General features: G+C 30.2%; 19 protein-coding genes. 11 read left to right on the forward strand and 8 right to left on the reverse strand.

Features of this window, described 5'->3' with window-relative positions; genetic code table 11:
* Positions 1-318: 318 nt before the first annotated feature.
* Together FVE73_RS08565 and FVE73_RS08570 are read right to left on the reverse strand one after the other, a co-directional pair.
* On the reverse strand, positions 319-1,383 hold the full coding sequence (locus tag FVE73_RS08565; RefSeq protein WP_018499673.1) for a sulfate/molybdate ABC transporter ATP-binding protein: 1,065 nt from the start codon (positions 1,381-1,383) through the stop codon (positions 319-321).
* Positions 1,384-1,387: 4 nt separating this feature from the next.
* Positions 1,388-3,097 carry a nitrite/sulfite reductase gene (locus FVE73_RS08570; protein WP_039782658.1) on the reverse strand — a complete coding sequence of 570 codons (1,710 nt, stop codon included), beginning with the start codon at positions 3,095-3,097 and terminating at the stop codon, positions 1,388-1,390.
* 631 nt (positions 3,098-3,728) lie between these two features.
* Here FVE73_RS08570 and argS point away from each other — a divergent pair.
* The 7 genes from argS to FVE73_RS08605 all read left to right on the forward strand — a co-directional run bounded on the left by argS (position 3,729) and on the right by FVE73_RS08605 (position 9,632).
* Positions 3,729-5,453: an arginine--tRNA ligase gene (argS, locus tag FVE73_RS08575; protein WP_026239126.1), complete on the forward strand. Its 1,725-nt coding sequence runs from the start codon at positions 3,729-3,731 to the stop codon at positions 5,451-5,453.
* A 347-nt stretch (positions 5,454-5,800) separates the two neighbouring features.
* The gene (locus FVE73_RS08580; RefSeq protein ID WP_018499676.1) at positions 5,801-6,088 is read left to right on the forward strand and encodes a hypothetical protein; all 288 of its coding nucleotides are present in this window, start codon (positions 5,801-5,803) and stop codon (positions 6,086-6,088) included.
* A gap of 20 nt (positions 6,089-6,108) precedes the next feature.
* Positions 6,109-6,963 carry a polysaccharide deacetylase family protein gene (locus FVE73_RS08585; protein WP_018499677.1) on the forward strand — a complete coding sequence of 285 codons (855 nt, stop codon included), beginning with the start codon at positions 6,109-6,111 and terminating at the stop codon, positions 6,961-6,963.
* Positions 6,964-7,114: 151 nt separating this feature from the next.
* Entirely contained in the window at positions 7,115-7,612 is a 498-nt protein-coding gene (locus tag FVE73_RS08590; RefSeq protein ID WP_021746977.1) for a septal ring lytic transglycosylase RlpA family protein, read from the forward strand.
* 159 nt (positions 7,613-7,771) lie between these two features.
* Positions 7,772-8,482, forward strand: a complete 711-nt coding sequence (gene fabG, locus FVE73_RS08595) for a 3-oxoacyl-ACP reductase FabG (protein WP_018499679.1) — start codon at positions 7,772-7,774, stop codon at positions 8,480-8,482.
* 6 nt (positions 8,483-8,488) lie between these two features.
* Positions 8,489-9,121: an RNase H1/viroplasmin domain-containing protein gene (locus tag FVE73_RS08600; RefSeq protein WP_018499680.1), complete on the forward strand. Its 633-nt coding sequence runs from the start codon at positions 8,489-8,491 to the stop codon at positions 9,119-9,121.
* 19 nt (positions 9,122-9,140) lie between these two features.
* Complete coding sequence (locus tag FVE73_RS08605) at positions 9,141-9,632, forward strand: hypothetical protein (protein WP_018499681.1); 492 nt, start codon at positions 9,141-9,143, stop codon at positions 9,630-9,632.
* Between the two features lie 237 nt (positions 9,633-9,869).
* On the opposite strand, the gene FVE73_RS08610 is transcribed toward FVE73_RS08605, so the two are convergent.
* The 4 genes from FVE73_RS08610 to sppA form a co-directional block, all read right to left on the reverse strand.
* On the reverse strand, positions 9,870-10,502 hold the full coding sequence (locus FVE73_RS08610) for a thioredoxin family protein (RefSeq protein ID WP_018499682.1): 633 nt from the start codon (positions 10,500-10,502) through the stop codon (positions 9,870-9,872).
* Between the two features lie 44 nt (positions 10,503-10,546).
* Entirely contained in the window at positions 10,547-11,113 is a 567-nt protein-coding gene (gene ahpC / locus FVE73_RS08615) for an alkyl hydroperoxide reductase subunit C (protein WP_018499683.1), read from the reverse strand.
* Between the two features lie 156 nt (positions 11,114-11,269).
* On the reverse strand, positions 11,270-12,127 hold the full coding sequence (locus FVE73_RS08620) for a YitT family protein (protein WP_018499684.1): 858 nt from the start codon (positions 12,125-12,127) through the stop codon (positions 11,270-11,272).
* Between the two features lie 115 nt (positions 12,128-12,242).
* On the reverse strand, positions 12,243-14,030 hold the full coding sequence (gene sppA / locus FVE73_RS08625; protein WP_018499685.1) for a signal peptide peptidase SppA: 1,788 nt from the start codon (positions 14,028-14,030) through the stop codon (positions 12,243-12,245).
* A 255-nt stretch (positions 14,031-14,285) separates the two neighbouring features.
* Between sppA and FVE73_RS08630 the strand changes: the two genes are divergently transcribed.
* The 3 genes from FVE73_RS08630 (at position 14,286) to cobJ (ending at position 16,798) form a co-directional block, all read left to right on the forward strand.
* On the forward strand, positions 14,286-14,561 hold the full coding sequence (locus FVE73_RS08630) for an ACT domain-containing protein (protein WP_018499686.1): 276 nt from the start codon (positions 14,286-14,288) through the stop codon (positions 14,559-14,561).
* Positions 14,562-14,588: 27 nt separating this feature from the next.
* Positions 14,589-15,953, forward strand: coding sequence for a PFL family protein (locus tag FVE73_RS08635; protein WP_018499687.1), 1,365 nt, complete (start codon positions 14,589-14,591; stop codon positions 15,951-15,953).
* Positions 15,954-16,048: 95 nt separating this feature from the next.
* Positions 16,049-16,798, forward strand: a complete 750-nt coding sequence (cobJ, locus tag FVE73_RS08640; RefSeq protein WP_018499688.1) for a precorrin-3B C(17)-methyltransferase — start codon at positions 16,049-16,051, stop codon at positions 16,796-16,798.
* A gap of 133 nt (positions 16,799-16,931) precedes the next feature.
* On the opposite strand, the gene adhE is transcribed toward cobJ, so the two are convergent.
* Both adhE and ppc read right to left on the reverse strand, forming a co-directional pair.
* Complete coding sequence (gene adhE / locus FVE73_RS08645) at positions 16,932-19,559, reverse strand: bifunctional acetaldehyde-CoA/alcohol dehydrogenase (protein ID WP_018499689.1); 2,628 nt, start codon at positions 19,557-19,559, stop codon at positions 16,932-16,934.
* A 303-nt stretch (positions 19,560-19,862) separates the two neighbouring features.
* Entirely contained in the window at positions 19,863-22,664 is a 2,802-nt protein-coding gene (ppc, locus tag FVE73_RS08650; RefSeq protein WP_018499690.1) for a phosphoenolpyruvate carboxylase, read from the reverse strand.
* Between the two features lie 288 nt (positions 22,665-22,952).
* Between ppc and FVE73_RS08655 the strand changes: the two genes are divergently transcribed.
* Positions 22,953-25,292: an endonuclease MutS2 gene (locus FVE73_RS08655; RefSeq protein ID WP_018499691.1), complete on the forward strand. Its 2,340-nt coding sequence runs from the start codon at positions 22,953-22,955 to the stop codon at positions 25,290-25,292.
* Positions 25,293-25,297 lie beyond the last annotated feature (5 nt).

Genomic DNA, 25,297 nt, shown 5'->3' on the forward strand with positions numbered 1-25,297 from the left:
TATAATTTTACTGTTATAGATTATTGTTATTAAAAATATCTTTCCTAATAATTTTTATACTTTTTCTTTTTTCTAAACGTAAAGGGGATCAATCGCCATCCCCTTTACAATCCCCGCTTGTCTAAGCATTTTTTGAAAACAAAAATTAAACTCGCTTTGCTCAGACAGTAATTTTTATTTTTAAAAAATCACGACATTTTTAATTTAGTTATAAACTGTTATTTTAATTAAAAATTATTATTAATTAAATAAATATTCTATAAAAGTTCAAAGACAAATTAACTTAAATATTATATAAAAAATCTTTTTTCAGTTTTTTTAAATAACTACATCATTTTGATTTCTTGTATTTTCATTTTCCACAATTTCCACTTCCTCATTTTTCCCAAAGGCATAGGCACGATATATGTAGATATTGACTTCTTCTCCCACAGATACAGCATCTTCTTCAATTTTTCGGTTTCCTTTTATCAAAATTCCGTTTATTTGTACACCAATTTCTACTTCTTTTCCACGAAACAATGTATATTTAACAATTCCACTCTCTGTTGAAGCTGAATATCTAAATTTTTCATTTGCCTTTATAATACTTACGTTTTCTGGACGAATTATTGCTTTTTGTCCATTTTTTAAGTTTTCAAAACCTTTAAATCTGTTTATATTTTCCAATTCTATTGGATTTCCCATAAATTTGGCTACAAATGCTGTTTTGGGATTGGAATAAATTTCTTTTGGACTTCCAATTTGTTCGATTCTTCCCTTATTTGTTACAATGATTTCATCCGCCACTTCTATTGCCTCTTCCTGATCGTGCGTTACAAAAATGCTCGTAATTCCCACTTTGTCAATTGTTTCACGTAGCCAGTTCCGAAGTTCCTGCCTAACTTTAGCATCAATTGCAGCAAAAGGCTCATCTAACAGCAATAATTCAGGATGAGGAGCTAATGCCCTTGCAAATGCCACTCGTTGCCGCTGTCCCCCTGAAAGCTGATTTGGATATCGTTTCCCAAGCCCTTTAATATTTACAAGTTCCATCAATTTCTCCACTCGCTCTTTAATAACAGACTTTTTCTCTTTCACAATTTTCAACCCAAAAGCGATATTGTCAAAAACCGTCATATAACGAAACAACGCATAATTCTGAAAAACGAAACCAATTCCTCTTTTACTAGGTGAAACATCATTCACGACTTTTCCATCAATTATAATTTCCCCAGAATCAGGTGTTTCTAATCCCGCAATCATCCGTAAAATTGTGGATTTTCCACTTCCGCTTGGTCCTAGCAAAGCCACCAGCTTTCCTTTTCTAATGCCTAAATTTATATTGTCTGACGCTTTGTAGCTATTGTACATTTTGTTAATATTTTTTAGTTCCACATACATTCATCTACCACGCCCTTTCCATATCAGCTTTACGGAAATCATTGAAATCAACCACTTCAAGTTCAAATTCCTTGTATTTCTCTATCAGCTCAATAAACCTTTCTTCATGTACAAACTCCTCAAATTCAATATTTTCCTCTTTTATGATATTTGCAATGTCCTCAAGGAAATATGGAATTTTACTTGCCTTTATTTCTCCCACGATTTCATTCAGCTTGACAGTTTTACCTGTAAATTCTCCTCTTGCAAAAATTGCAAAGTATTCTCCGTCTTTTTTTCTTCTTCCACTAAATCCAAGTTTCGCTATCTGCGGTGTCGCACAGGAATTTGGACATCCAGCGATCTTTATTTGTGGCAAATAATTTGTAAGCTCCCTTTTTTCCTCATTTTCAAAATATTTAAAAATATAGTCCAGTATCGGCGGAGTATCTAAAATACCAACATTACAAGTTGTACTTCCAATGCAAGAATATGAGTTGAAAAATTCATTTCCGCCATAATATTCTTCCATAATTTCTTTTAATTTTAAAACATCTTCTTTTTTTAATCCTTTTACCAAAATACTTTGAAAACTTGTAAGTTTCAATTCAACTTTATAATTTAAACTTTTTACAAACTTAATTAATTTTTCTCCATCTTCCTTATAAATATTTCCTCTTGCAGGTCTTAAATAATATCCATATTCTCCCTTATACTTTCCAGCCACAATATTTCTGTCGCTTTTTACAAATTCATCATTTTTAATGCTTTCATCTGTATTTTCTTCGCTGGAAAATAATTCTATTTTTTTCAATTTCTTTTCTTTATCCAAAATTTCTCTTTCATCAAGCAATTTTCTCGTATAAATTTTAAGACTGTCCCCTTTTTCAGCATAGAAATTAGAAATATATTCGTTACATAATTCCAAAAATTTTTCTTCTCCCAAATTTAATAAAACATAACGAAGCCTTGCTCTTGCACGAATTTTACGGTTTCCGTGATCATTAAATACACTTCTTATTGCGTGAACGTAATATAAAAATTCATCTTCTTCAATAAATTCTCTTAAAACAATGGCATTAGTTGAAATCGGTCCAATTCCTCCGCCAACATACACACGAAATCCTTTTTTTCCATTTTGAATTACCGCTTGAAATCCAATGTCGTTTATTTTTACATAAAGAGAGTTTTCTTCCTTATTTGAAAAAGCAATTTTATATTTTCTTGGCAAATGCATAAATGTACGGCCGTCTAAAATATAATCTGTTGTAATTTTTGCATAAGGCGAAACATCAAAGACTTCTTCTTCAAATCCGGTTGTTTCTGGTGTAATTACCGCTCTAGTTGAATCTCCACAAGTTGCTTTTGTAAAAAAGTCTCTTTTTGAAATAGTTTCCAGTATATCTGGCAAATTTTTCTTTTTTATTCCATGCAGCTGAAAATCTTGTCTAGTTGTAAGATGAAGCCTTTTATCAGAGTATTTTTGTACAGTATCTAGCAAATACTCAAAATCTTCAATGTCAATCTTGCTTTCAAAAAAACGAGGTCTTATCATATATGTCCCTTTTTTTCTTCCCTCAGTATAAAGTGCAAATGAAGTTCTAACTGCATTCCACTCCTTCTCCTTTTCAGGATCAGTCAATGCTTCCCTTGTAAGATTTATAATAAAATCCAACTCTTTTTTTTCTCTTTCTGCTTCATAATTTTCAATTTTTTCAAAATTATCCAGTTTCATCCCTTCCACCATTCCTCTCTTTTTTCACAAACTTTAGTTTTCTAATTATCTTTTTTATCCAAGTAAAAATCTAATTTTAGACTTTTTTATTAAAACTGCATATTAAAATTTTAATATCTAATTGAAAATAACCTTTATTTTTTTTATCATTATATTTGTATCTACAATTGTATTTTAACATTTTTATAAAAAAACTTCTACAAATAATATTATTTTGATAATCAAAATTTATTTTTTATGTTTTATCTCTTAAATTATACAAATATCGCTAACCGTTTGTAAAAATCTAAAAATTACGATAAATACTGTAGTAATCAAAAATAAAAAATATAGCAGCAAAATACGTGAAAGGCATTATTTTTTTATTCATAATATAAATGATAACTCAAAACTGGAATTTTATTTCAGTTTTTTTATTTAAGAGGGGTTAGTATTAAATGTGAAATTTATAATTATGATAACATTTTTAAATTTATCTCCCAATTTTTCAGTTCTGCATTCAATTTTAAAAAATTTGAAAAAAACTTGCATATATAGTATAATAAAACATATTAAGTTTTTTTAAAAAAGGATTATGCGTTATCCTAAAATTAACGTAAATTTTGAAAGAAAGGAAAAAAATTTTAAAATAATGGAATTGCTGACAATAAAATTAAAAAAGTTGTTTTCAGAAAATATAAATAATATTTTTGGTGCTGATTATGCGGAAAAAATTGATATTCAGAATTCTACTAAAAAGGAATTTGGGGATTTTCAAACAAATTTTGCAATGGTTAGCTCAAAATTAATTGAAAAAAATCCACGTGAAATTGCGAGCACTCTTGTGGAAAATTTTTCAGAAAATGACATCATTCAAAAGTTGGAAATTGCAGGACCTGGATTTATCAATATTTATCTTAAAAACGGTTTTTTAAATGAGGAAATAAAAAAAGTAGAAAATGAAAAATATGACTTTTCATTTTTAAATACCGATAAAACTGTAATTATCGACTACTCTTCTCCAAATATTGCAAAAAGAATGCACATTGGACACTTGAGAAGCACGATTATTGGAGATTCCATCAAGAGAATTTTACAATTTCTAGGATTTCATACACTTGCCGATAACCATATTGGCGACTGGGGAACACAATTTGGAAAACTTATTGTGGCTTATAAAAACTGGCTGGATAAAAAGGCTTATGAAAAAGATCCCATTGGAGAACTGGAAAAAATCTATGTAAAATTTTCAGATGAAGCTAAAATAAATCCTGCTTTGGAAGATGAAGCACGAGAAGAATTGAAGAAATTACAGCTTGGAGATGAAAATAATCAAAAATTATGGAAAGAATTTATTGATATTTCACTAAAAGAATACAATAAAGTTTACGATAGACTTAACGTAAACTTCGATTACTATTTTGGTGAGTCATTTTACAATGATATGATGCCATCGGTTCTTGAAGAATTAAAGCAAAAAGGTATCGCAAAAGAAGATCAAGGTGCATTAGTAGTATTTTTTGAAAATAATAGATTGCCGCCTGCAATTGTTCAAAAGAAAGATGGAAGTTTTTTATATACGACTTCGGATCTTGCTACAATGAAGTTTAGAAAAGATGAGTTAAAAGTCGATGAAGCAGTTTATTTAACTGACGACAGACAGCAAAATCACTTTAAGCAGGTTTTTGAAATTGGAAGAATGTTAGGCGAGCCTTACAATTATAAAAAGACTCACATTGTATTTGGAATTATGAGACTTGGTAATGGAATAATTTTCTCTTCTAGAAGCGGAAACACAATAAGGCTTGTGGATTTGCTAGATGAAGCAAAAGCTCAAGTAAAAAAAGTAATTGATGAAAAAAATCCAGATATTCCAGAAGATGAAAAGGACAAAATTGCTGAAATTGTAGGAAGCGGAGCTATAAAATATTTTGATTTGAGTCAAAATAGAACTTCTGATATAACATTTACTTGGGATAAAGTGCTTAGTTTTGAAGGAAATACAGGACCTTACCTGCAATATACCTACGTTCGGATTATGTCAATTTTTAGAAAATTGAAGGAAGAAAATATCGAAGTTAAAAATAACGATATTATTTCGGATGATATGAATGGAATTGAACGTGAACTTGCAGTTGAATTATTAAGATTCCCTCAAGCTGTAGTAAAATCCTATGAAAACTACCGTCCAAATATAATTGCAGATTATTTATTTGACACAGCAAAATTATTTAATAACTTCTATAATTCGAGTTCTATCTTGAAAGAGGAAGATAAAAAAGTAATGGATGCAAGAATTTTACTGGCAAGAAAAACTGCATTTGTATTAAAAGAAGGACTTAGCCTGCTTGGAATAAATACAGTAAATAGAATGTAAATAAAAAAATTTAAATTGTCAATAAAATTTGAAATGTATAGTTTCAGCCCTTAAAATCAATAATAATATATTATCAATTAAAAAAGAGAAAAAAATTAATCAAAAAACAATTTTGATTTAATGGTGGTTTAATTGTTATAGTGTATACTATATTCAGATCGATTAAAAGATCTGAAACCTCAATTAACCCCCCCTTTTATGAGACCTCTTTTTTAAGAGGTCTTTTTTCATTTTATATTCTAAAATTTACTTGATTTAAGAATTTGGTATCAGAGGGTTCAAACATATTTAAATAATTTTATTAAATTAATAACAACAAAATAAAAAAAGAAAAGAGAGGAAAAAAAATGTCAAAACAACACGAATTTATTTATGATTATAGAGATGATCATAATGAAGAAAATAACAAAAAATTAGCAAGAAATGCAATTATTTTACTTGTTATTTCTATATTGCTATTTCTTTTTTCACATTTTGTGCTAATTAAACAAGGTGAAAAATTTAAACAGGAAATTCCAGCATTGAAGGAAAATAAGCAAAAATTGGAAAAGGAAGTTGAAGTTCTTAACGGAAATATAAAACACGGTGAAGACAGTTACAAAAAAGTTGAAGCATTAATTAACAAATATAAATAAGAAATGAGAGGTAATAAAAAATGAAAAAAACATTTTCAGTCATTGGTATAATAGTGGCTATAATTGGATTCATATATTCAGGAGTGCATATTTTTGGTACAACTGCAAAATTTATTGAACACCATAGCTTAGAATCAAGCATAAAAAAATTAACACATGAAAAAAATACAAAAACTGCAGATTTAGCTGCGGTTACTAAGAAAAATGATGATGTAAAAGCACAATATCAAAAGTTAAAAGCTGACAAAAAAATTAAAACAGTTTATTTGACATTTGATGACGGACCTTCAGGACATACTGATCAAATTCTTGAAATCCTGAAAAGAAATAATATAAAAGCTACATTTTTTGTAATCGGAATTGGAAAAAACTTTAAAGACTACAAGAAAATAACTGATCAAGGACATTCAATCGGACTGCACAGCTTTACACATGAATATAAAAAAGTTTATGCAAACGAAGACAGTTTCTTTAAGGAATTTTATCAAATACATGATGCTATAAAATCTACAACTGGGCAAGATGTTAAAATTATAAGATTCCCTGGAGGTTCTAGCAACACTATTGCTTCAAAGGCTTTAAAAACTGCTATCATTAACAGATTGACAAGAGAAGGATTTGTTTATTTTGACTGGAACTGTGACAGTACAGATGCTTCTGGAAATAATGTTCCTGTAGCAAAATTAGTAAAATATGGTGTTTGTACAACTCATCCTGACATTAATGTCCTAATGCACGATACAAATGCTAAGAAAACTACTGTTCAGGCTTTACAGCAAATTATAGACGGGTATAAAAAGGCAGGATATACATTTGAAACGTTAAATGTAAACAGCCCTAGAATCCAACATGTTAAACAGCCTGAAATAAAATAATTATAAAATAAGAAAAAAAAAAGTAAATTGACTTTAATAATATGGTATAATTAAGTTAAATATTCTCAAAATAGGTAATAAAAGGAGAGTCTACTAATAAATATCAAATTGGAGAATATGTTTTTATATATTCTTAGTAGCAAATATTAAAATGAGAAAAATAATTACTATGTTTGCGGGTCTGATGGTTTCATTGTCATTAGTTTCAGAAACAAAAACAGATGGAACAAATATAATTTACATAAAAAAAGAAATGATGAAGGCAGCTGATGATGTAGATAATGTAACAGATTTAACTGTTTCCAAAAAAGATGAAACTTCTGAAGCCGCAAAATCAAAAACTTCCAAACATTCACAAAAAGGAATTGCTTCATATTATGGTAAAAAATTACATGGAAGCAGAACAGCAAGTGGAGAAAGACACAATTCAAATGAAATGGTAGCTGCCCATAGAAGTTTACCATTTGGAACAAAAGTTAAAGTTACAAATTTAAGTAACGGTAAGGAAGTTATTGTAAAAATAAATGATAGAGGTCCTTTTGCAAAAGGACGTGTAATAGATTTAAGCTACGGAGCTTTTTCAAAAATTGAAAGTCCAGGAAAAGGGCTTACAAATGTAAAATTAGAAGTTCTAAATAATTTATACTAAATCCCATTTAAAAAACAGAAATTAAATTTTATGTTATTTGCTCCTATTGCAAAAAACTCATAATTAATTTACTATTTAAATGGGAAATAGTATTAATTAAAAATTCAAAGCCAAAAAATTAGAAATTAGAAAAATTAAAAATAGGAAGGTGGAAGTATAGTGTTAAATGGTAAAATTGCATTAATTACAGGTGGTTCAAGAGGAATTGGGAAGGAAATTGCATTAAAATTTGCAGAAAATGGAGCTACAGTTATTTCTGGGGATTTAATTGATCCTGATTACAGCCATGAAAATGTTTCACATATAAAATTAAATGTTACAGATAGAGAAAATATCAAGGAAGCTGCAAAGGAAATCAAGGAAAAATATGGAAGACTAGATATTCTTGTAAATAATGCAGGAATTACAAGAGATGCATTGCTTCAAAGAATGAAGGAAGCTGACTGGGATTTGGTAATTGACATTAACTTAAAAGGTGTTTATAACGTAATGCAAGGATTTGTTTCACTACTATTAAAAAGTAAAGCCTCAAGTGTAATTAATATGGCTTCTGTTGTCGGAATTGATGGAAATGCAGGGCAAACTAACTATGCCGCTACTAAAGGTGGAGTAATTGCTATGGCAAAAACTTGGGCAAAGGAATTTGGTAGAAAAAATCTTAGAGCAAATGCAATTGCACCAGGATTCATAGAAACAAATATGACTCATGCATTGCCTGAAAAAATTGTAGAAAATGTACTTGCAAATACTCCTCTTAGAAAAATGGGAGATGCTGAAGATGTAGCAAATGCAGCATTATATTTGGCAAGTGATATGTCTAAATTCGTTACAGGACAAGTTTTAAGAGTTGACGGAGGATTGAACTTATAATCTACAATGTCAAAAAATCAAAAATTTTATGCTTATTTCATTATAGATACAAATGAAACTGGAATACTCGAAAACTGGACGGATTGTCAAAAAAAAGTAAGTGGAAAAAAAGCCCGTTATAAATCATTTAAAAGTCTTTTAGAAGCACAAAACTGGTTAAATTCTGGAGCAAATTATGAAAAAAAAGAAAAAAAGAATTTAACAGAATTGTACTCTGAACTGGAACGTGATGCAATTTACTTTGATGCAGGAACAGGACGAGGTAATGGCGTAGAAGTCAGGCTAACTGATTTTGAAGGCAATTCATTACTTCACAAAATTATGGACAAAAAAATTATCAATGAATTTGGAAATTATTATGTTGCCGACACCAGAACAAATAATTTTGGTGAATTAGTCGGTATTTATACAGCTCTTGTCTATGCAAAAAAATATGATACAAAAATAATTTGTGGAGATAGTTCGATAGTCATTGAATATTGGACTAAAGGCCGATATAACAGTTCTAACCTTGAAAATGATACAGTTGAACTCATAAAAAAAACTACCCTAATGAGAAATGAGTTTGAAAAAAAAGGAGGAATTGTAAAAAAAATCTCTGGAGATATCAATCCAGCTGATTTAGGTTTCCATAAATAATATTAATCAAGGAGATTTTATGAAAAAATTACTATTACTAATGATGATGCTTGTAATGTCTGTTATTGGGACAGCTGCAAAAAAAACTTTAAATAGATCTTTTGAAGGACAATATGTAAGATCAACAAATACTTTTACTTATGTAAAAGATAATTTAATATTCCCAAATAAAACAATTAACTATACAGTAAAAGATGATTCTGGATTATTAGATCAAATTTATAATTTCATTGGTTCAAAATATGGAGTTACAGATACTGATATTATCGTTTTAGATGTTAATGGTGTTGTTTCTAATAAAAATAAAACTATAACAATAAAAAAAGTAACCAATTATCAAATACCTGAAGATAGATTACATCCATCAGCATTTGGATTACCATCATCATCAACTACAAATACAAATACTGAAACTAATGAAAATACAACAGGTGTATCAAATGATGAAACTAAAGCACCAAATACACCAAATTTAAATAATACTGGTTCATTCTTTAATCAAGAAAATTAATATTTAAATTATTTTTTTAAAGAGACTTTTTTCAAATGAATTAAGTCTCTTTTTTATATTTTTTATCAAATAATGAACAATCTTATTCTTTTTAATTGATTCAATAAAAAAATGTATCTTTAAACATTAAAGCCTATTGATACATTTTTAATTTCATAATTTCACAAGTTTTTTATTTTCTCAATATTTTTTAGATAAATCAATTTTCAGTTACTTAAATTTTGCTTTAATCTTATTCTAGGCATTAGCAATAAGATTTATCAACTCTTCAATAGTTTTAGCACCAACTGATTTTTGCTCTCCATTTATAAATACAACTGGTACTGCCTGAATATCTTTTTCCTTTGCTTCTTCAAAGAATACTGCACTATCAACCATTGTTACTGTAATATTCTTATTATATGTTGAAATAAGATTTAAAGCTTGAATTACATCTGGACAATGTGTACAAGATAATGAAACAAATGTCTCAACATTTAAAGGCTTATCAACAGACTCAACTTTTGAAAGCTGATCTCCTTCTAATTTTTTCCCAAGCCCAGCTAATCCTAAAACTGCTAGGATAAAGCTATTAAATTCATGTCCGCCAGGAATTCCTGAAAAATTAATTCCTGTATTTTCTCCATCCTTTAAAATTGTAAAAGATGTTGGGCGAGTAATATTCGCTTTATCCAAATCAGCCTTATCATTTTCAAACGATTTTTTCACATAGTTTACTTTTTCAGAAATTGCATCAACTTCTTTTAGAAAACTATCTAATTCCTTTGATTTTTCACTATCATCTAAAAATGCAACCAATTCAATATTTGCGTTGATTTTATCAAAATAACCTTTTAACTGTTCTACAATATTACTGTCTAATAAAGCCATTTTCCCTCCTTCTAAATAATTTTTTACAATTTATTTTTTAATTTTTAGATTTTACCTACTAAATCTAATCCTGGTTTTAAAGTAGCTTCTCCTTCTTTCCATTTTGCTGGACAAACTAATCCTGGATTATCGGCTACGAATTTTGCAGCTTTTGCTCTTCTTACAAGTTCTGAGGCATCTCTTCCGATTCCTTCGTCATTTACTTCATAAGCAACGATTTTTCCTTCTGGATTTATAATAAATGTTCCTCTGTAGGCAAGTCCGCTTTCTTCATTTAATACTTCAAATTCTCTTGAAATAGCTTTTGTTGGATCTCCAATCATTGTAAATTTAACTTTTCCGATTGCTTCAGAATGATCATGCCAAGCCTTGTGTGTAAAATGAGTATCAGTACTTACTGAATAAACATTAAATCCTAATTTTTCCAATTCTTCCCTATGATCTTCTAAATCTTCCAATTCTGTAGGACATACAAAAGTAAAATCAGCTGGGTAAAAAACCACAACATTCCATTTCCCTAAAAAGTCCTTCTCAAAACTTACTTCTCTAAATTCTTCATTTTGATAAGCCTGTGCTGTAAAATTTTCAATTTTTTTTCCTATTAGTGACATAATTTCCTCCTAATTATTAATATTATTGTTTTTAATTTGAAATGATTACAATTATTTCTTAATTACATTATATCATAAAATAGAAATTTGTCAAATATTTTTTTCCCATTTTATTTTATAGCCTTTAATTTTATTTTACAATTCTTTTTTTCAATGCTAATGCAGCTGATCAAATCCTTCACCAAAGACTTTTGTTGTATCTGTAACTGTAACAAAAGCAGTAGGATCGTGTGCCTTTAAAAATTTTCTTAATTGTATAAATTGTCTTCTTTCAATGATTGTAAGCAGAACATCCTTTTCAGTTCCAGAATATCCTCCTATTCCTTTTAAAATAGTGCATCCTCTATCAAAGTCCTTTAAAATATAATTTAATACAAGATCCTTATTGGAAGTAATAACCATAATCTGTTTACGTGAATTAAATCCTTCAATAAATTTATCTGTAATGAATCCTGTTACATAAACACTTAATAGTCCAACAAGCCCCAATTCCACACCAAATGCAAAAATTGCCAAAAGAGTAACGATAGCATCAACAATGAAACTGGACATTCCGTAGCCGATGTGGCAATACTTGTTAATAATTCTCGCAATTATTGAAGTTCCGCCTGTGGAAGCCTCATATAAATAAATAATTGTTATTCCTAAGGCACAAATTGCACTTCCAAAAACTGTGGCTAGAAATATGTCTTTAGTAATAGTGTAATTGGGATAATATTTTTCAAAAACAGAAAGAAAAAAAGATAAAAGCACAGTTGCATAAATGCTCTTAAATCCAAAATGTCCGCTAATTACGATAAAGGCTAAAGCAAATAAAATTAGATTGCTAATAGCGACAAAAAGTCCTGTAGGAAAGCCAAATAAGCTATTTATAACCAAAGCTAGCCCTGTTACTCCTCCACTTGCTATTTTATTTGGGAAAAAGAAAAACTGTAATCCCATTGCAAGAAAAAGAGTTCCTATTCCAATTAAAAAATATTCTTTAATTAATTTAAAAATTGTTTTTTTATTCATAAAATACTCCCTTCATAAAGAAATTAAAAAAATAAATGAAAATAAAAAACGAAGCTACTTAAAAAAATTTATTTGATAAACACTATTCTTTTTTCGCTTCGCTTAAATTTACTCATTAGTATAAATTCAATTTATATGTTAAATAGTATAATGGTTTGTTTTGATTCTGCATTGCAAAGTCATATTCATTGAATACATTTTTTGCTTGCGGAATATTTTTTTGAAGCTGTGCAGATAAACTAAATCTTTCAGCAATCATTTTTGTAAGAGCCTTTATCTTTTTAGTAAAATCTTCTTCCAAATAAATATTTTCCACAGCATAATTATTACGTAATCCCAAATCTCTTGCCATTATTTTTATAACTTCATCAAGACTTGCAATTCCATCAACCAATTTTATATTTTTAGCCTCATCACCAAGCCATATTTTACCTTGTGCATAATTTTCAAGAATATTTTCATCAATTTTACGACTTTTAGAAACACGTGATTTAAATTCGCTGTATGTTTCCTGCATTGATTGGGTAATTTTATCACGAGATTCTTGTGATAATGGTGCAAAACTATCATTAATGTCTGAATATTTACCCTTTGAAATTGAATTTGAATGAACTCCAAATTTTTCCTGTGCATTGTAGAATTTTGGAATCATTGAAACTACGCCTATTGAGCCTGTAATTGTCGCATTATTGGCAAATACCTTATTTCCTGCCATTGAGATGTAATAACCTCCAGAAGCTGTGGTATCTGACATTGAAACATAAATTGGAATATTTAATTTTGTCAATTCCTGATAGATTACTTCAGAAGCTAGAGCTGAACCTCCACCTGAATTTACACGAAGCACGATACCTCTTAAATTTTTAGTTTGCATTGCTTTTTCAACTTTTTCTAAAATATTGTCGGGAGTTATGACACCTTCTGTAACTCCATTTGGATCGTACATAATTGAACCTTCAGCATAAATTACAGCGATAGTTCCATTTCTAGGATTCCCCACTTTTTCATCCTTTACCCTTTTTTCATAATAGTCAGTAATATCCGCAACATTATCTTCACGAATATTTAAACGTTTTGTAAAATCAGAAAATTGTTCCAGCTTGTCAACTAAGTTTTTATCACGTGCGGCAAATGGTGTTAAATTAGTGTCAGTTCCATTTACAATATCGTTATTTAGTGTATTTTTGTCAATTTTACGATTTTTAGAAATATCTTCAATAAATTTGCCATATCTATTTTCCAAGATTCTTGTAAGTTCAGAACGTAATTCAGGAGTCATCTCATTTCCAGTATAATTTTCCCCATAAGACTTGTAATTTCCAATACGGACAACTTCCATATTCACTCCTAGCTTATCAAAAAGACCTTTATAATACATATCTGAATAATGATAACCTGTCAAATCCAAACTTGCTGAAGCAGATGGAATCATTACAACTTCATTTGCAATGGAAGCTAATTTATAATTGGCATTTGTAATATAAGCTCCAAAAGCATATATTTTTTTATTATTTGCCTTTAATTCCTCAAATTTCTTTGATAATTCCTCTACTTTTGCAGATGACAAATTTACCGTATCTAAAGCAATAATAACTCCCTTTACCTGATTATTTTTCTTTATGTCATCTAAACTATTTAAAACGTCCATATAAGATAAATTTTCTCTATCTGAAAGAAAATCTGAACCTATAACTTTATCCTCAACAACGTCAGAAACATTAAAAAGTATATATTCATAACTTTTTTTAACATTTTCATTTTTATTTTTTGAATTAACAACAGCAATTATTGACATTCCGATAATAAAAATTATAAATATTGATAATGAAAGTTTTAAAAAAAATGAATATATTTCTTTTGCTGTGAATATTAAAAATTTTTTGAAAAAATCCCAAAATTTCATTTTTTATTTTCCTCCTTGTATTTATATAATTTAATAATTTGCAAAAGTTTAGAAAGTTTTATTAAAATTTAAATTTTTCCTTTGTATTTTACTGTTTTCACTTTTACAATCATCTATTTTGCACATTGCTATAAATATGACAAATTATATCACTTTACAAAATAAATATCAATAAATTTTCTACTTGCCAAATATCTAAAATTATGCGATAATTTAATATATGTATAATTTGAATTTAAAAATGGAGGACTGAAAATGAATGATAGAATTGTTATTACAGTTATCGGAGCAGATAAAACTGGAATTGTTGCGAATGTTTCAACAAAATTAAGTGAATTAAACTTAAATATTATTGACATTACACAAAAGGTTTTTGAAGATGATATTTTTGCGATGATTATGCTTGTAGAAGCACCTAAAAATACAGACATAAAAGGGCTTCAGGAAGAATTTAAGGTCTTTGAAGATCAAATAGGTGTAAGAGTTTACCTGCAGCATGAAAATATTTTTAAAACTATGCACAGAATATAGTTCATTATTAAAATTTAGGAGGGAAAAATGAATTTATTACCTGATGAGATACTGGAAACGATAAATATGGTTGAAATGCAGCACCTTGATGTAAGAACTGTAACAATGGGAATAAGCCTACTTGACTGCATTGAGGCAGATGCTCAAAAGACAGCAGAAAATATTTATAATAAAATCACAGAAAATGGAAAAGATTTGGTAAGAATTGCCGATGAAGTAGCAAGTAAATACAATATGCCAATTATAAACAAAAGAGTTTCAGTTACTCCAATTTCAATAATTGGAAATGCAACAGACGCACAAGATTATACAATTTTTGCAAAAGTTCTTGATAAGGCGGCAAAGGAAATTGGAATTGACTTTATTGGAGGATTTTCAGCTCTTGTTGACAAAGGATTTACAAAAGGCGACATTAATCTAATAAACAGTATTCCAAAAGCACTTTCAGAAACAGATAGAGTTTGCTCTTCTGTAAATGTTGGTTCTACAAAATCTGGAATTAATTTGGATGCAGTAAAAATGATGGGAAAGACTGTAAAAGAATTAGCTGAACTTTCAAAAGATAACGATGGATTAGCAGCTGCAAAATTTGTTGTATTTACAAATGCTGTTTCTGATAATCCGTTTATGGCTGGTGCATTTCATGGAGTGGAAAATCCAGATGTTGTACTAAACGTAGGAATTAGTGGACCAGGAGTTGTAAGGCATACGCTTGCAAATATTTCAAAAACTGCAACAATTGATGAAATAACAGAAGCGATTAAAAAAGTAAGTTTCAAAATCACAAGAATGGGAGAATTAATCGGAAAAGAAGTTGCCCAAAGACTTGGAGTTGAATTTGGAATAATAGACTTATCACTTGCACCAACTCCAGCTGTGGGAGATAGCGTTGGAAATGTTTTGGAAGAATTTGGACTAGAATCAGTCGGAGCTTATGGAACAACACTTGCACTTGCAATATTAAATGATGCTGTGAAAAAAGGTGGAGCAATGGCTGCAACTCGTGTTGGCGGACTAACAGGAGCATTTATCCCAGTAAGTGAAGATCAAGGTATGATAGAAGCCACAAGTAAAGGTTATTTGACACTTGAAAAATTAGAAGCAATGACTTGTGTATGTTCTGTTGGACTTGACATGATCGCTATTCCAGGAGATACTTCAGAAGCTGTAATTTCTGGAATAATAGCTGATGAAATGGCAATTGGAATGGTAAACAGCAAAACTACTGCTGTTAGAGTAATTCCAGTTCCAGGTAAAAAAGCTGGAGACCGAGTAGTATTTGGAGGACTTCTTGGAGAAGCTAATATAATAAACATAAATAATTTAGATTGTTCAATATTAATAAACCGTGGTGGAAAAGTAGCACCTCCAATTCAGGCTTTAAAAAACTAATTTAAAATAAATTAAAAAAATATAAAAATAAGAAAGTTAGGATTTATTCTTGACTTTCTTTTTAAACTGTAAATAATAAAAAATAAGGAGATATAATGAATAAAAATGGGAAAATTTATGTAGTAGGAATTGGACCTGGAAAAAAGGCAGATATGACTTTTAAGGCTTATAAGGCAATGAAAAATAGCGATATTATTGTGGGATATAAAACTTATACTGATTTGGTTAAAGAATATTTCCCAAATATTGAAATCAAAAGTTCTAGTATGATGAAGGAGGTTGATAGATGTATAGAAGTTTTGAAACTTGCCAAAGATGGGAAAAATGTGGCTCTAATTAGCAGTGGAGATGCTGGAGTTTATGGGATGGCTGGAATTATGTATGAAGTAATTAATGAAAATGACGATATAGAGGTTGAGATAATCGCAGGAGTTACAGCGACAAATGCTGCTGCTGCAATTGTTGGAGCTCCAATTATGCATGATTATGTAACAATTAGCCTAAGCAATCTTTTAACAGACTGGAAATTGATAAAAAAACGACTGGAATTGGCAGCACAAGGTGATTTTATTGTAAGTTTGTATAATCCAAAAAGTAAAGGCCGAACAACACAGATTGCAGAGGCACAGCAAATTATGTTAAAATATAAGTCAAAAAATACTCCAGTTGCAATTGTAAGAAATGCAGGACGTGAAAATGAAGAATATGAAATCACAACACTTGAAAATATGCTTAATTTTGAAATAAATATGCTTACAATCGTGTTAATTGGAAATTCAAATACTTACATCAAAAAGGGAAAAATGATTACGCCTAGAGGATATGAAAAAAAATATGATTATTAATTTTTATTTATCAAAGAAATTAAATTAACAAGTACCATCGTGGCACTCAAAAAATTATTTTAAAAAGGGATAATCTCAATTATAAGAAAATCCCTTATTTTATTATTTTCTACATCTCTATTAAAAACTCAAATTAAAAACCTAAAATTTTTCCAACTCTTTCTTTTTCATTTTCCCATTCTTTTCCATAATATGATTTCAAGTAAATTTCCCTTAATTCTTCCATCAATGGGTATCTAGGATTAGCTGATGTACATTGATCATCGAAGGCTTCTAATGACATTTCATCTACTGCTTCTAAGAAATCCCTTTCAGGGATTCCCCATTCTTTAATAGTTGCAGGAATACCAATTTTTTTATTTAATTCATTGATTCCTTTAATTAAATTTTCTACTTTTTCCTCTTTAGTATTTCCTCCAAATCCTAAATGTTCTCCCATTTCAGCATATCTTTGCATTGCATCAGGATATCTATATTGTGGGAATAATCCCATTTTTGTCGGAGCTTCAGCTGAATTATAACGGATAACTTCTTCAAGAATTATTGCATTTGCTATACCATGCGGGATGTGGAATTTTCCTCCAAGTTTATGTGCAAGTGAGTGATTTATCCCTAAAAACGCATTTGCAAAAGCCATTCCAGCAAGACAAGAGGCATTTGCCATTTTTTCCTTTGCTTTGATTGCCTTTGCTCCTAATTCTACAGATTCTGGCAAATATTTGAATACAAGTCTTGCCGCTTCTTTTGAATATGGTTTTGTATATTCTGTTGCCATAACTGAAACATAAGATTCAAGCGCATGTGTAAATACATCAATTCCAGAAGCTACTGTAAGTCCTTTTGGCATTGTAAGCATAAGTTCAGGATCGTTAATCGCTACATTTGGTGTCAATGCATAATCTGCAAGCGGATATTTAATTCCTGTTTCATCATCTGTAATTACAGAAAATGGAGTTACTTCTGAACCAGTTCCTGCTGAAGTTGCAACTGCGATAAATTTAGCTTTTTTACCCATTTCAGGGAATTCCACTATTCTTTTTCTAATATCCATAAATCTCATTGCTAAATCTCTAAATCTTAATTTTGGATGTTCATATAATACCCACATAATTTTAGCGGCATCCATTGCAGAACCTCCACCAAGGGCTATAATAACATCTGGATTATATTCAAGCATAGCCTTCGCACCAGCTTGAGCTGAACTTAATGTTGGGTCTTCCTTTACTTCAGAGAATATTCTGTAATCAATATTTAAATTGTCTAATACTTTTGTAATATGTTCTGTATAGCCTAATTCTGCTAATACTTTATCTGTTACGATAAATGCTTTTTTATGTTTTCCTTTTAATTCTTCTAAAGCAGTTGGCAGTGAACCATATTTGAAATAAACTTTTTCAGGAACTCTGAACCATAGCATATTTTCTCTTCTTTCTGCGATTGTCTTTACATTTAACAAATGTTTTACTCCTACGTTTTCTGACACGGAATTTCCTCCCCACGAACCACATCCAAGTGTTAATGATGGCTCTAATTTAAAGTTAAATACATCTCCAATTGCTCCAAGTGAAGCTGGCATATTAATTAATGTACGTCCTGTTTTCATCAGTCTTCCAAATTTATCTATTTTTTCTTTTTCTGCTAAATTAATATACAATGAAGAAGTATGTCCTAATCCTCCAAGTCTTACCAATTCATCAGCCTTTTTGAGTCCATCTTCAAAATCTTCAGCCTTGTACATTGCAAGCACTGGAGATAATTTTTCGTGTGCAAAAGGTTCTTCTATTCCAGTTGAAGTCACTTCTCCAATCAATACTTTTGAATTTTTAGGAATTTCAAATCCTGCCATACTTGCAATAATATAAGCACTTTTACCAACTATATCTGCATTCAGGCTACCATTTTTAAATAATACTTCTCTTACCTTATCTAATTCCTCTTCATTTAAGATATAAGCTCCTCTATTTAAAAATTCATTTCTAACTTTGTCATAAATTTCCTTATCTATAATTACAGATTGTTCTGTTGCACAAATTACTCCATTATCAAATGTTTTAGACATTAGAATATAGTTTGCCGTCATTTTTATATCTGCAGACTTGTCTATTACAACTGGCGTATTTCCAGCTCCAACTCCAATTGCAGGAGTTCCAGATGAATAGGCAGCCTTAACCATTCCAGGCCCACCTGTTGCAAGTATCAAGTCGGCATTTGCCATGAGTTCTCTTGATAATTCAACGCTTGGTTCATCAATCCATCCGATTATATCTTTTGGTGCTCCATATTTTACTGCTGTCTCCAAGGCAATTCTAGCTGTTTCAATTGTTGCCTGTTTTGCTCTTGGGTGCGGCGAAAATATTATTGCATTTCTTGTTTTCAATGAAATTAATGTTTTAAACATTGCTGTAGAAGTTGGATTTGTTGTAGGGACAATTCCTGCGATGATTCCTATTGGAGTTGCAATTTTTTTAACTCCATAAGATCTGTCGTCTTCCAAAACTCCACAAGTTTTTTCATCTTTGTATTTATTGTAAATATATTCAGAAGCAAAGTGATTTTTTATAACTTTATCTTCTACAATTCCCATTCCAGTTTCTGCCACTGCCAAATTTGCCAATGTAATTCTTTCATCATTCATTTTTTGAGCCACTTTTCTAAAAATCTTATCGACTCTTTCCTGATCAAATGTTGCAAATTCCTCCTGAGCCTTTCTAACCCTTTGAATAAGATCCTTCAAACTCTCTAAATCTTTAACTATTGCCATTTTTCCTCCTAAAATAAAGCATATATTTCTCGTTCCACTTATATTATAATAATACTCTATTTTCTAAAAAAACTCAAGTTTTTTTTTTCACTTTTTAATTTTATACTATTTCTAGCGGAATAGTTATAAGTTTTTTGAAAATGATTAAGATCTTTTGTCAGCATAATGTAAAGTATAATTTTTATTTTTTAAATAAAATTTAATATTAATATTTATTTTTTACAAAAAGAGAAACTATTCCAATTTTTATCCTAGAAATAGTTTCTTTATTTTTAAATATCTTTATTACTTATTTTTACAAAATTATCCACTATTACGAAGTCCTGTTGCCAGTCCATTTATTGAAATATGAATGGCTTTTTTAAGTTCTTCTGAATTATCTCCAGCTCTTGAACGTTTTATTAACTCAATTTGCAAATAATTCATCGAGTCAAAATAAGGCAGACGATTTCGCAAGCTACTTACTAATTCCGGATTATCTGCAAGTAAAACATCATTTCCTGTAATTTTTTTCAAAACGTCAATTGTCAAAATCCATTCTTTTGCAATTTCTTTAAAGATTTTTTGTGCAGTTTCCTGATCACTTGCTAATTTTACGTATTCAGAAAAAATTGATAAATCAGATTTTGATAAAACCATATCTACATTTGAAATTGTAGAACGGAAAAATGGCCATTCCTTATACATTTTCTGTAAAATTTCCAAGTTTTTGTCATTATTGTTAATCCATTTTGTAAATGCTGTTCCGACACCGTACCATCCTGGAAGCATTATTCTAGCTTGCGACCAAGAAAATACCCATGGAATTGCTCTTAAACTTTCTAGCGACTGTGTTTTCTTACGTGAAGATGGTCTTGAACCGATATTTAATCCAGCAATGAAGTTTATTGGAGTAACTTCAAAAAAGAAATCTGAAAATCCATCTGTATTGTAAACTAAATCACGATAAGCATGGTAACTCAATTCTGAAACATCTTCTATTATTTTTTCATATTCTTCCCAATTTGCATCTTCTACTGTCAATGCACTTGATTCAAGGGCTGCTGAAACTAATGCTTCCAAGTTTTTCAACCCTAAATCTGGATTTCCATATTTTGCACCGATTACTTCCCCTTGTTCTGTAAGTCTGATTGTTCCATCTGTACTTCCCTCAGGCTGTGCTAAAATAGCTTCATAGCTTGGACCTCCACCACGTCCTACTGTTCCTCCACGTCCATGGAAGAATGAAATTTCCACATCAAATTCACGTCCAATTGCAGTCAATTCCTTTTGCGCCTTATACAATGACCAGCTTGAACTTAGATATCCTCCATCTTTATTACTATCTGAATATCCTAGCATAACTTCCTGTTTTCTTCCCTTTTTATCCATCCATTTTTTCACTAATGGCAAATTAAACCATTTTCTCAAAATATCAGGAGCTGCAACTAAATCTTCAACTGTTTCAAAAAGTGGCACAATTTGCAAATCACAAAATTCATTTCCTTCATTTCCTTTTGCAAGATTGGCTTCCTTTAATAAAATAGCTATTTCAAGCATATCTGAAACACTTGTTGCATGGGAAATCAGATTTTTTTCAATGATCTTATCTCCAAAACGATCTCTTAACGATTTTGCTTTTCTATAAATTGCAAGCTCTGAAGCTAATGTTTCACTTTGCGGAATTGTTGGATCACTTAAAATTCTAGGATCATACTCTAATTCCCTTAATAAAATTTCACATCTGGCATCTTCTGATAAACTTAAATAATCTCCCAAAATATTTGCACTTTTTAAAAGTTCTGCAACACACACTTCATGAACACTTGAATCCTGTCTTAAATCAATTGTTGCAAGATGAAATCCAAATATTTTTGTAGCGCTGATTAAATTATTTAATTTTCCTTGTGTTAAAAATTCACTATTATTCTTTTTTAGTGATTCTGCCACAATTACCAAATCTTTTGTAAATTCACTTGCTGATTTATAAGGTATATCAACTCCATTTTTTCTTTTTGGAGGCAATAAATCACGGTTATACTCGCACAAATTGTAAGCTGTAGCAAGCAATCTGTCTCTTATTGCTGTTAAAGCACGACGGTATGGTTCATGTGTACGATGCGGTGAAACTTCTCCAGAAGCATCAGCTAATTTTTGCAATTCTTCGGTAACATTTGTCATGGCAATTGACATTGACAAATCCCTGTAAATTTCACGAACTACATCTAAATAGTGCTGGAATAATTTAATAGCCTGCTCTTGTGCCGATTTTTCAAGTGTATTTACTGTAACATAAGGATTTCCATCCCTATCTCCACCAATCCACATTCCCATTGTAAGTGGAAGCAGGGCTTGAGATTTTAATTCAGAATTTCCCAATGTTTTTGAAATTTCCTGAAATTTATTCATAAGCCGTGGAATTTCATTGAAAAATGTAATGTTGTAATAACTTAGGGCATTGCTTATTTCATCTGTCACACGCAACTTTGTAGCCCGCAACATTGCAGTTTGCCACCAGATTTGAATACCACGGCTCAAGTCATTTAGCCATTCATTTTCATCAATTTGATGTAATTTTACATTTTCATATTTATCCAGAATATCCGTTAATTTTTTTGTCAAATCCAAAATACTTTTTCTTTGTACTTGAGTCGGATGTGCAGTCAGAACAGGAACAATAGAAACTTTTTCCATAGCCTTTAATATTTTTTCTTGACTAATTCCCTTATTTTTTAGGTTTTTTAATGATTTTTCAAGCGATCCAATTTGAAGCTTATTGGAAATCTTCGCATATCTCTGTTCGTGAGTTTGATACACATCTTCAGCAATATTAGCAAGAGCCGAAAAAATCGAGAAACTTCTTATTACCCTCAAAATTTCTACATCAGTAAGATCTGAACAAAAAGACGACAAATTTTTTCTAGCCTCTTGTTTTTGTGTCTTATAATATTTACTCGAAGCCTCCTTCAACTTTTCAGTAACTTCATAAATATGCAAACCTGCATACCTAAAAATCGTTTCTCCAAGTAAATTGGAAAACAGCTCATTATGAAGGAGCAAATCCTCCTGATGCTTATCCAATTTTACTGACGGTAAAGGAGTTATTGGTAAATTCTTTAAATCCATTTATTTCACACTCTCTTTCTTTTAGTAATTATATTTATTGTCTAAATTATTTATTTTAAGTACTTCACCGTTTAAATTATATCATAAAAAGACTTTATATTAAATAGCGATTTTAAATTATTCCAAAATGTGATATAATTTTAACAAAATAAGACAAGGCAAGGGGAACTGTCGCCATCCCCCTTGTGTTAAAATAAGAAATAAGTAAAATAGAAAATATTTATTAATAAAAATAATCTTAAAATTAGATAGATATTTGAAATTAAAAAGAATGTTGAGGAAAAGAAAATGGAAAAAAATTATGATGTATTGGAATTTTATAAGATAGTTAATGAACTTATTGATTTATCACGATTGGAAAAAACGAAAGAAAAGTTTCTGGATATTGATATTATAAAGGAAAAGTCAGTTTTAGATAAGGAACTTATGCTTATGATGGAGATGATTGACTTTTATAAGTATGATGACGGACTTGAACTTGCGGGACTTGCGGATATTACTAAGATGATGAATTCCATTGATATTATTGGATCTTATTTGAGTGCTGAGGATTTGGCAGTTTTGAAGAAAAATTTGACGATTTTTAGAATTTCTAAAAGCAGGGCTAAGAATGTCAGGGATAAATACAGAGCAATTTGGAATTTGTTTAGTGATGTTGAGGAAGTTAAGGATATTGAAAATTTTATTTCTGAAGCGATTAATGATGAAGGAGTTTTAAAGGATGATGCTTCAATTGGGCTTCGAGATGTCAGAAGGCAAAAACAAAATATTAATGCAAACATTAAGGAGAAATTTGATGAGCTAATTTCTAATAAAAATACACAAAATGCAATTCAGGAAAGAATAGTAACTCAAAGAAATGACAGATATGTAATTGCTGTAAAAACTGATTTTAAAGGGCTTGTAAAAGGGATAGAACATGATAGATCTGCAACTGGAAGTACAGTTTACATTGAACCTTTAAACGTTGTTTCATTGAATAATAAATTACGTGAATATGAAGCTCGTGAACGTGAAGAAATCAGGAAAATATTGCTTAGAATTACAGAAATTGTAAAAACTAAAAAGGAAGAAATTCTGGAAATTAAGGAAATTCTGGAAAGACTAGACTTTATTGATGCTAAAACGACTTATTCAGTTAATAAAAAATGTATCGTTCCCAAAATTATTAACAAGGAATATTTGAAACTAGTTGAGGCAAGACATCCGTTAATTGATGAAAATATCGTTGTGCCAATTAATTTTGAGCTTGGAAACCCTGAAAATATAATGCTTATAACAGGACCTAATACTGGTGGAAAAACGGTAACATTGAAAGTGGCTGGACTTCTTACAATTATGGCATTGTCTGGTATTCCGATTCCTGCAAATGAAAAAACTGAAATTGGGTATTTTCACAATGTATTAGCGGATATTGGGGATGAACAAAGTCTGGAGCAAAATTTATCTTCATTTTCAGGGCATGTTAGCAAAATAAAAGATATAATTGAAAATGCAAACAGTAAATCGCTTGTACTGATGGATGAGCTAGGAAGTGGAACTGACCCAATGGAAGGAGCGGCTTTTGCAATGGCAATCATTGATTATTTGAACAAAAAGCACGTAACTTCAATAATCACAACCCATTATAGCGAAGTAAAAGCTTATGCCTTTAACACAACAGGAATTAAAAGCGCCTCAATGGAATTTAATGTGGAAACATTGTCACCAACATACAGATTACTGGAAGGAATACCTGGAGAAAGCAATGCTCTTATAATTGCAAGAAAATATGGAATTAGCGAAGAAATTATTGAAAATGCGAAAAGTTATATAAGCGAAGATAATCAGCGAGTTGAGGAAATGCTAAAATCAATAAAGGAAAAAAATGATGAGCTTGAAACAATGCAGGCACAATTAGAAGCGACAAGAACTGAACTTGACAAGCAAAAGAGCATTTATGAGCAAAATATGATAAAACTTGAAAATGAAAAAAATGAAATTATAAAACGCGCCTATGAAGAAGCCGACAATTACTTGAAAAATATGCAGGCAAAAGCTAAAAACCTAATTGACAAAATTAACAGTGAAGAATCTAAAAAAGAAGATGCGAAAAACGCTCAAAGAAGCTTAAATATGCTACGTGAGTCATTCATTACGGATAAAAAGAAAAATGTAAAAGAAAAGAAAATTGTTACTCAAAACGTAGATTTTGCTGTTGGGGAAGAAGTGCTAGTAAAAACAATGAACCAAAATGGAAAAATTTTGAAAATAATGCCAAACAACCGTATCCAAGTGCAAACTGGAATATTAAAGCTGGTTGTATCAACTGACGATATTGTAAAAATCCAAAAGAAAAAAACAAATAAATTCAAAAACTTCGCCTCATTAAAACGAACTTCCCAAGTACGAGGAGAAATCGACTTACGTGGAATGAATGCCGACGAAGCAATCGCAGAACTAGAAACATACATGGACAGAGCGATGCTAACAGGCTACCACGAAATTTGTATAATTCACGGGAAAGGAACAATGGTACTGAGAAAAAAAATCCACGAATACCTAAGAACTTCAAAATATGTAACAGAATTTAAAGATGCCAATCAGAATGAAGGTGGAATTGGGTGTACGGTGGTTACTTTGAAGTAGGACAT

Source organism: Leptotrichia wadei, from assembly GCF_007990545.2.
Taxonomy (GTDB): Bacteria; Fusobacteriota; Fusobacteriia; order Fusobacteriales; family Leptotrichiaceae; genus Leptotrichia; species Leptotrichia wadei.

Excerpts from the sequence above, each read along its gene's own strand:
- FVE73_RS08565 (WP_018499673.1), bottom strand. The coding sequence starts at position 1,383 with ATGTATGTGGAACTAAAAAATATTAACAAAATGTACAATAGCTACAAA.
- FVE73_RS08570 (WP_039782658.1), bottom strand. The coding sequence starts at position 3,097 with ATGAAACTGGATAATTTTGAAAAAATTGAAAATTATGAAGCAGAAAGA.
- argS (WP_026239126.1), top strand. The coding sequence starts at position 3,729 with ATGGAATTGCTGACAATAAAATTAAAAAAGTTGTTTTCAGAAAATATA.
- FVE73_RS08580 (WP_018499676.1), top strand. The coding sequence starts at position 5,801 with ATGTCAAAACAACACGAATTTATTTATGATTATAGAGATGATCATAAT.
- FVE73_RS08585 (WP_018499677.1), top strand. The coding sequence starts at position 6,109 with ATGAAAAAAACATTTTCAGTCATTGGTATAATAGTGGCTATAATTGGA.
- FVE73_RS08590 (WP_021746977.1), top strand. The coding sequence starts at position 7,115 with ATGAGAAAAATAATTACTATGTTTGCGGGTCTGATGGTTTCATTGTCA.
- FVE73_RS08600 (WP_018499680.1), top strand. The coding sequence starts at position 8,489 with ATGTCAAAAAATCAAAAATTTTATGCTTATTTCATTATAGATACAAAT.
- FVE73_RS08605 (WP_018499681.1), top strand. The coding sequence starts at position 9,141 with ATGAAAAAATTACTATTACTAATGATGATGCTTGTAATGTCTGTTATT.
- FVE73_RS08610 (WP_018499682.1), bottom strand. The coding sequence starts at position 10,502 with ATGGCTTTATTAGACAGTAATATTGTAGAACAGTTAAAAGGTTATTTT.
- ahpC (WP_018499683.1), bottom strand. The coding sequence starts at position 11,113 with ATGTCACTAATAGGAAAAAAAATTGAAAATTTTACAGCACAGGCTTAT.
- FVE73_RS08620 (WP_018499684.1), bottom strand. The coding sequence starts at position 12,127 with ATGAATAAAAAAACAATTTTTAAATTAATTAAAGAATATTTTTTAATT.
- sppA (WP_018499685.1), bottom strand. The coding sequence starts at position 14,030 with ATGAAATTTTGGGATTTTTTCAAAAAATTTTTAATATTCACAGCAAAA.
- FVE73_RS08630 (WP_018499686.1), top strand. The coding sequence starts at position 14,286 with ATGAATGATAGAATTGTTATTACAGTTATCGGAGCAGATAAAACTGGA.
- FVE73_RS08635 (WP_018499687.1), top strand. The coding sequence starts at position 14,589 with ATGAATTTATTACCTGATGAGATACTGGAAACGATAAATATGGTTGAA.
- cobJ (WP_018499688.1), top strand. The coding sequence starts at position 16,049 with ATGAATAAAAATGGGAAAATTTATGTAGTAGGAATTGGACCTGGAAAA.
- adhE (WP_018499689.1), bottom strand. The coding sequence starts at position 19,559 with ATGGCAATAGTTAAAGATTTAGAGAGTTTGAAGGATCTTATTCAAAGG.
- ppc (WP_018499690.1), bottom strand. The coding sequence starts at position 22,664 with ATGGATTTAAAGAATTTACCAATAACTCCTTTACCGTCAGTAAAATTG.
- FVE73_RS08655 (WP_018499691.1), top strand. The coding sequence starts at position 22,953 with ATGGAAAAAAATTATGATGTATTGGAATTTTATAAGATAGTTAATGAA.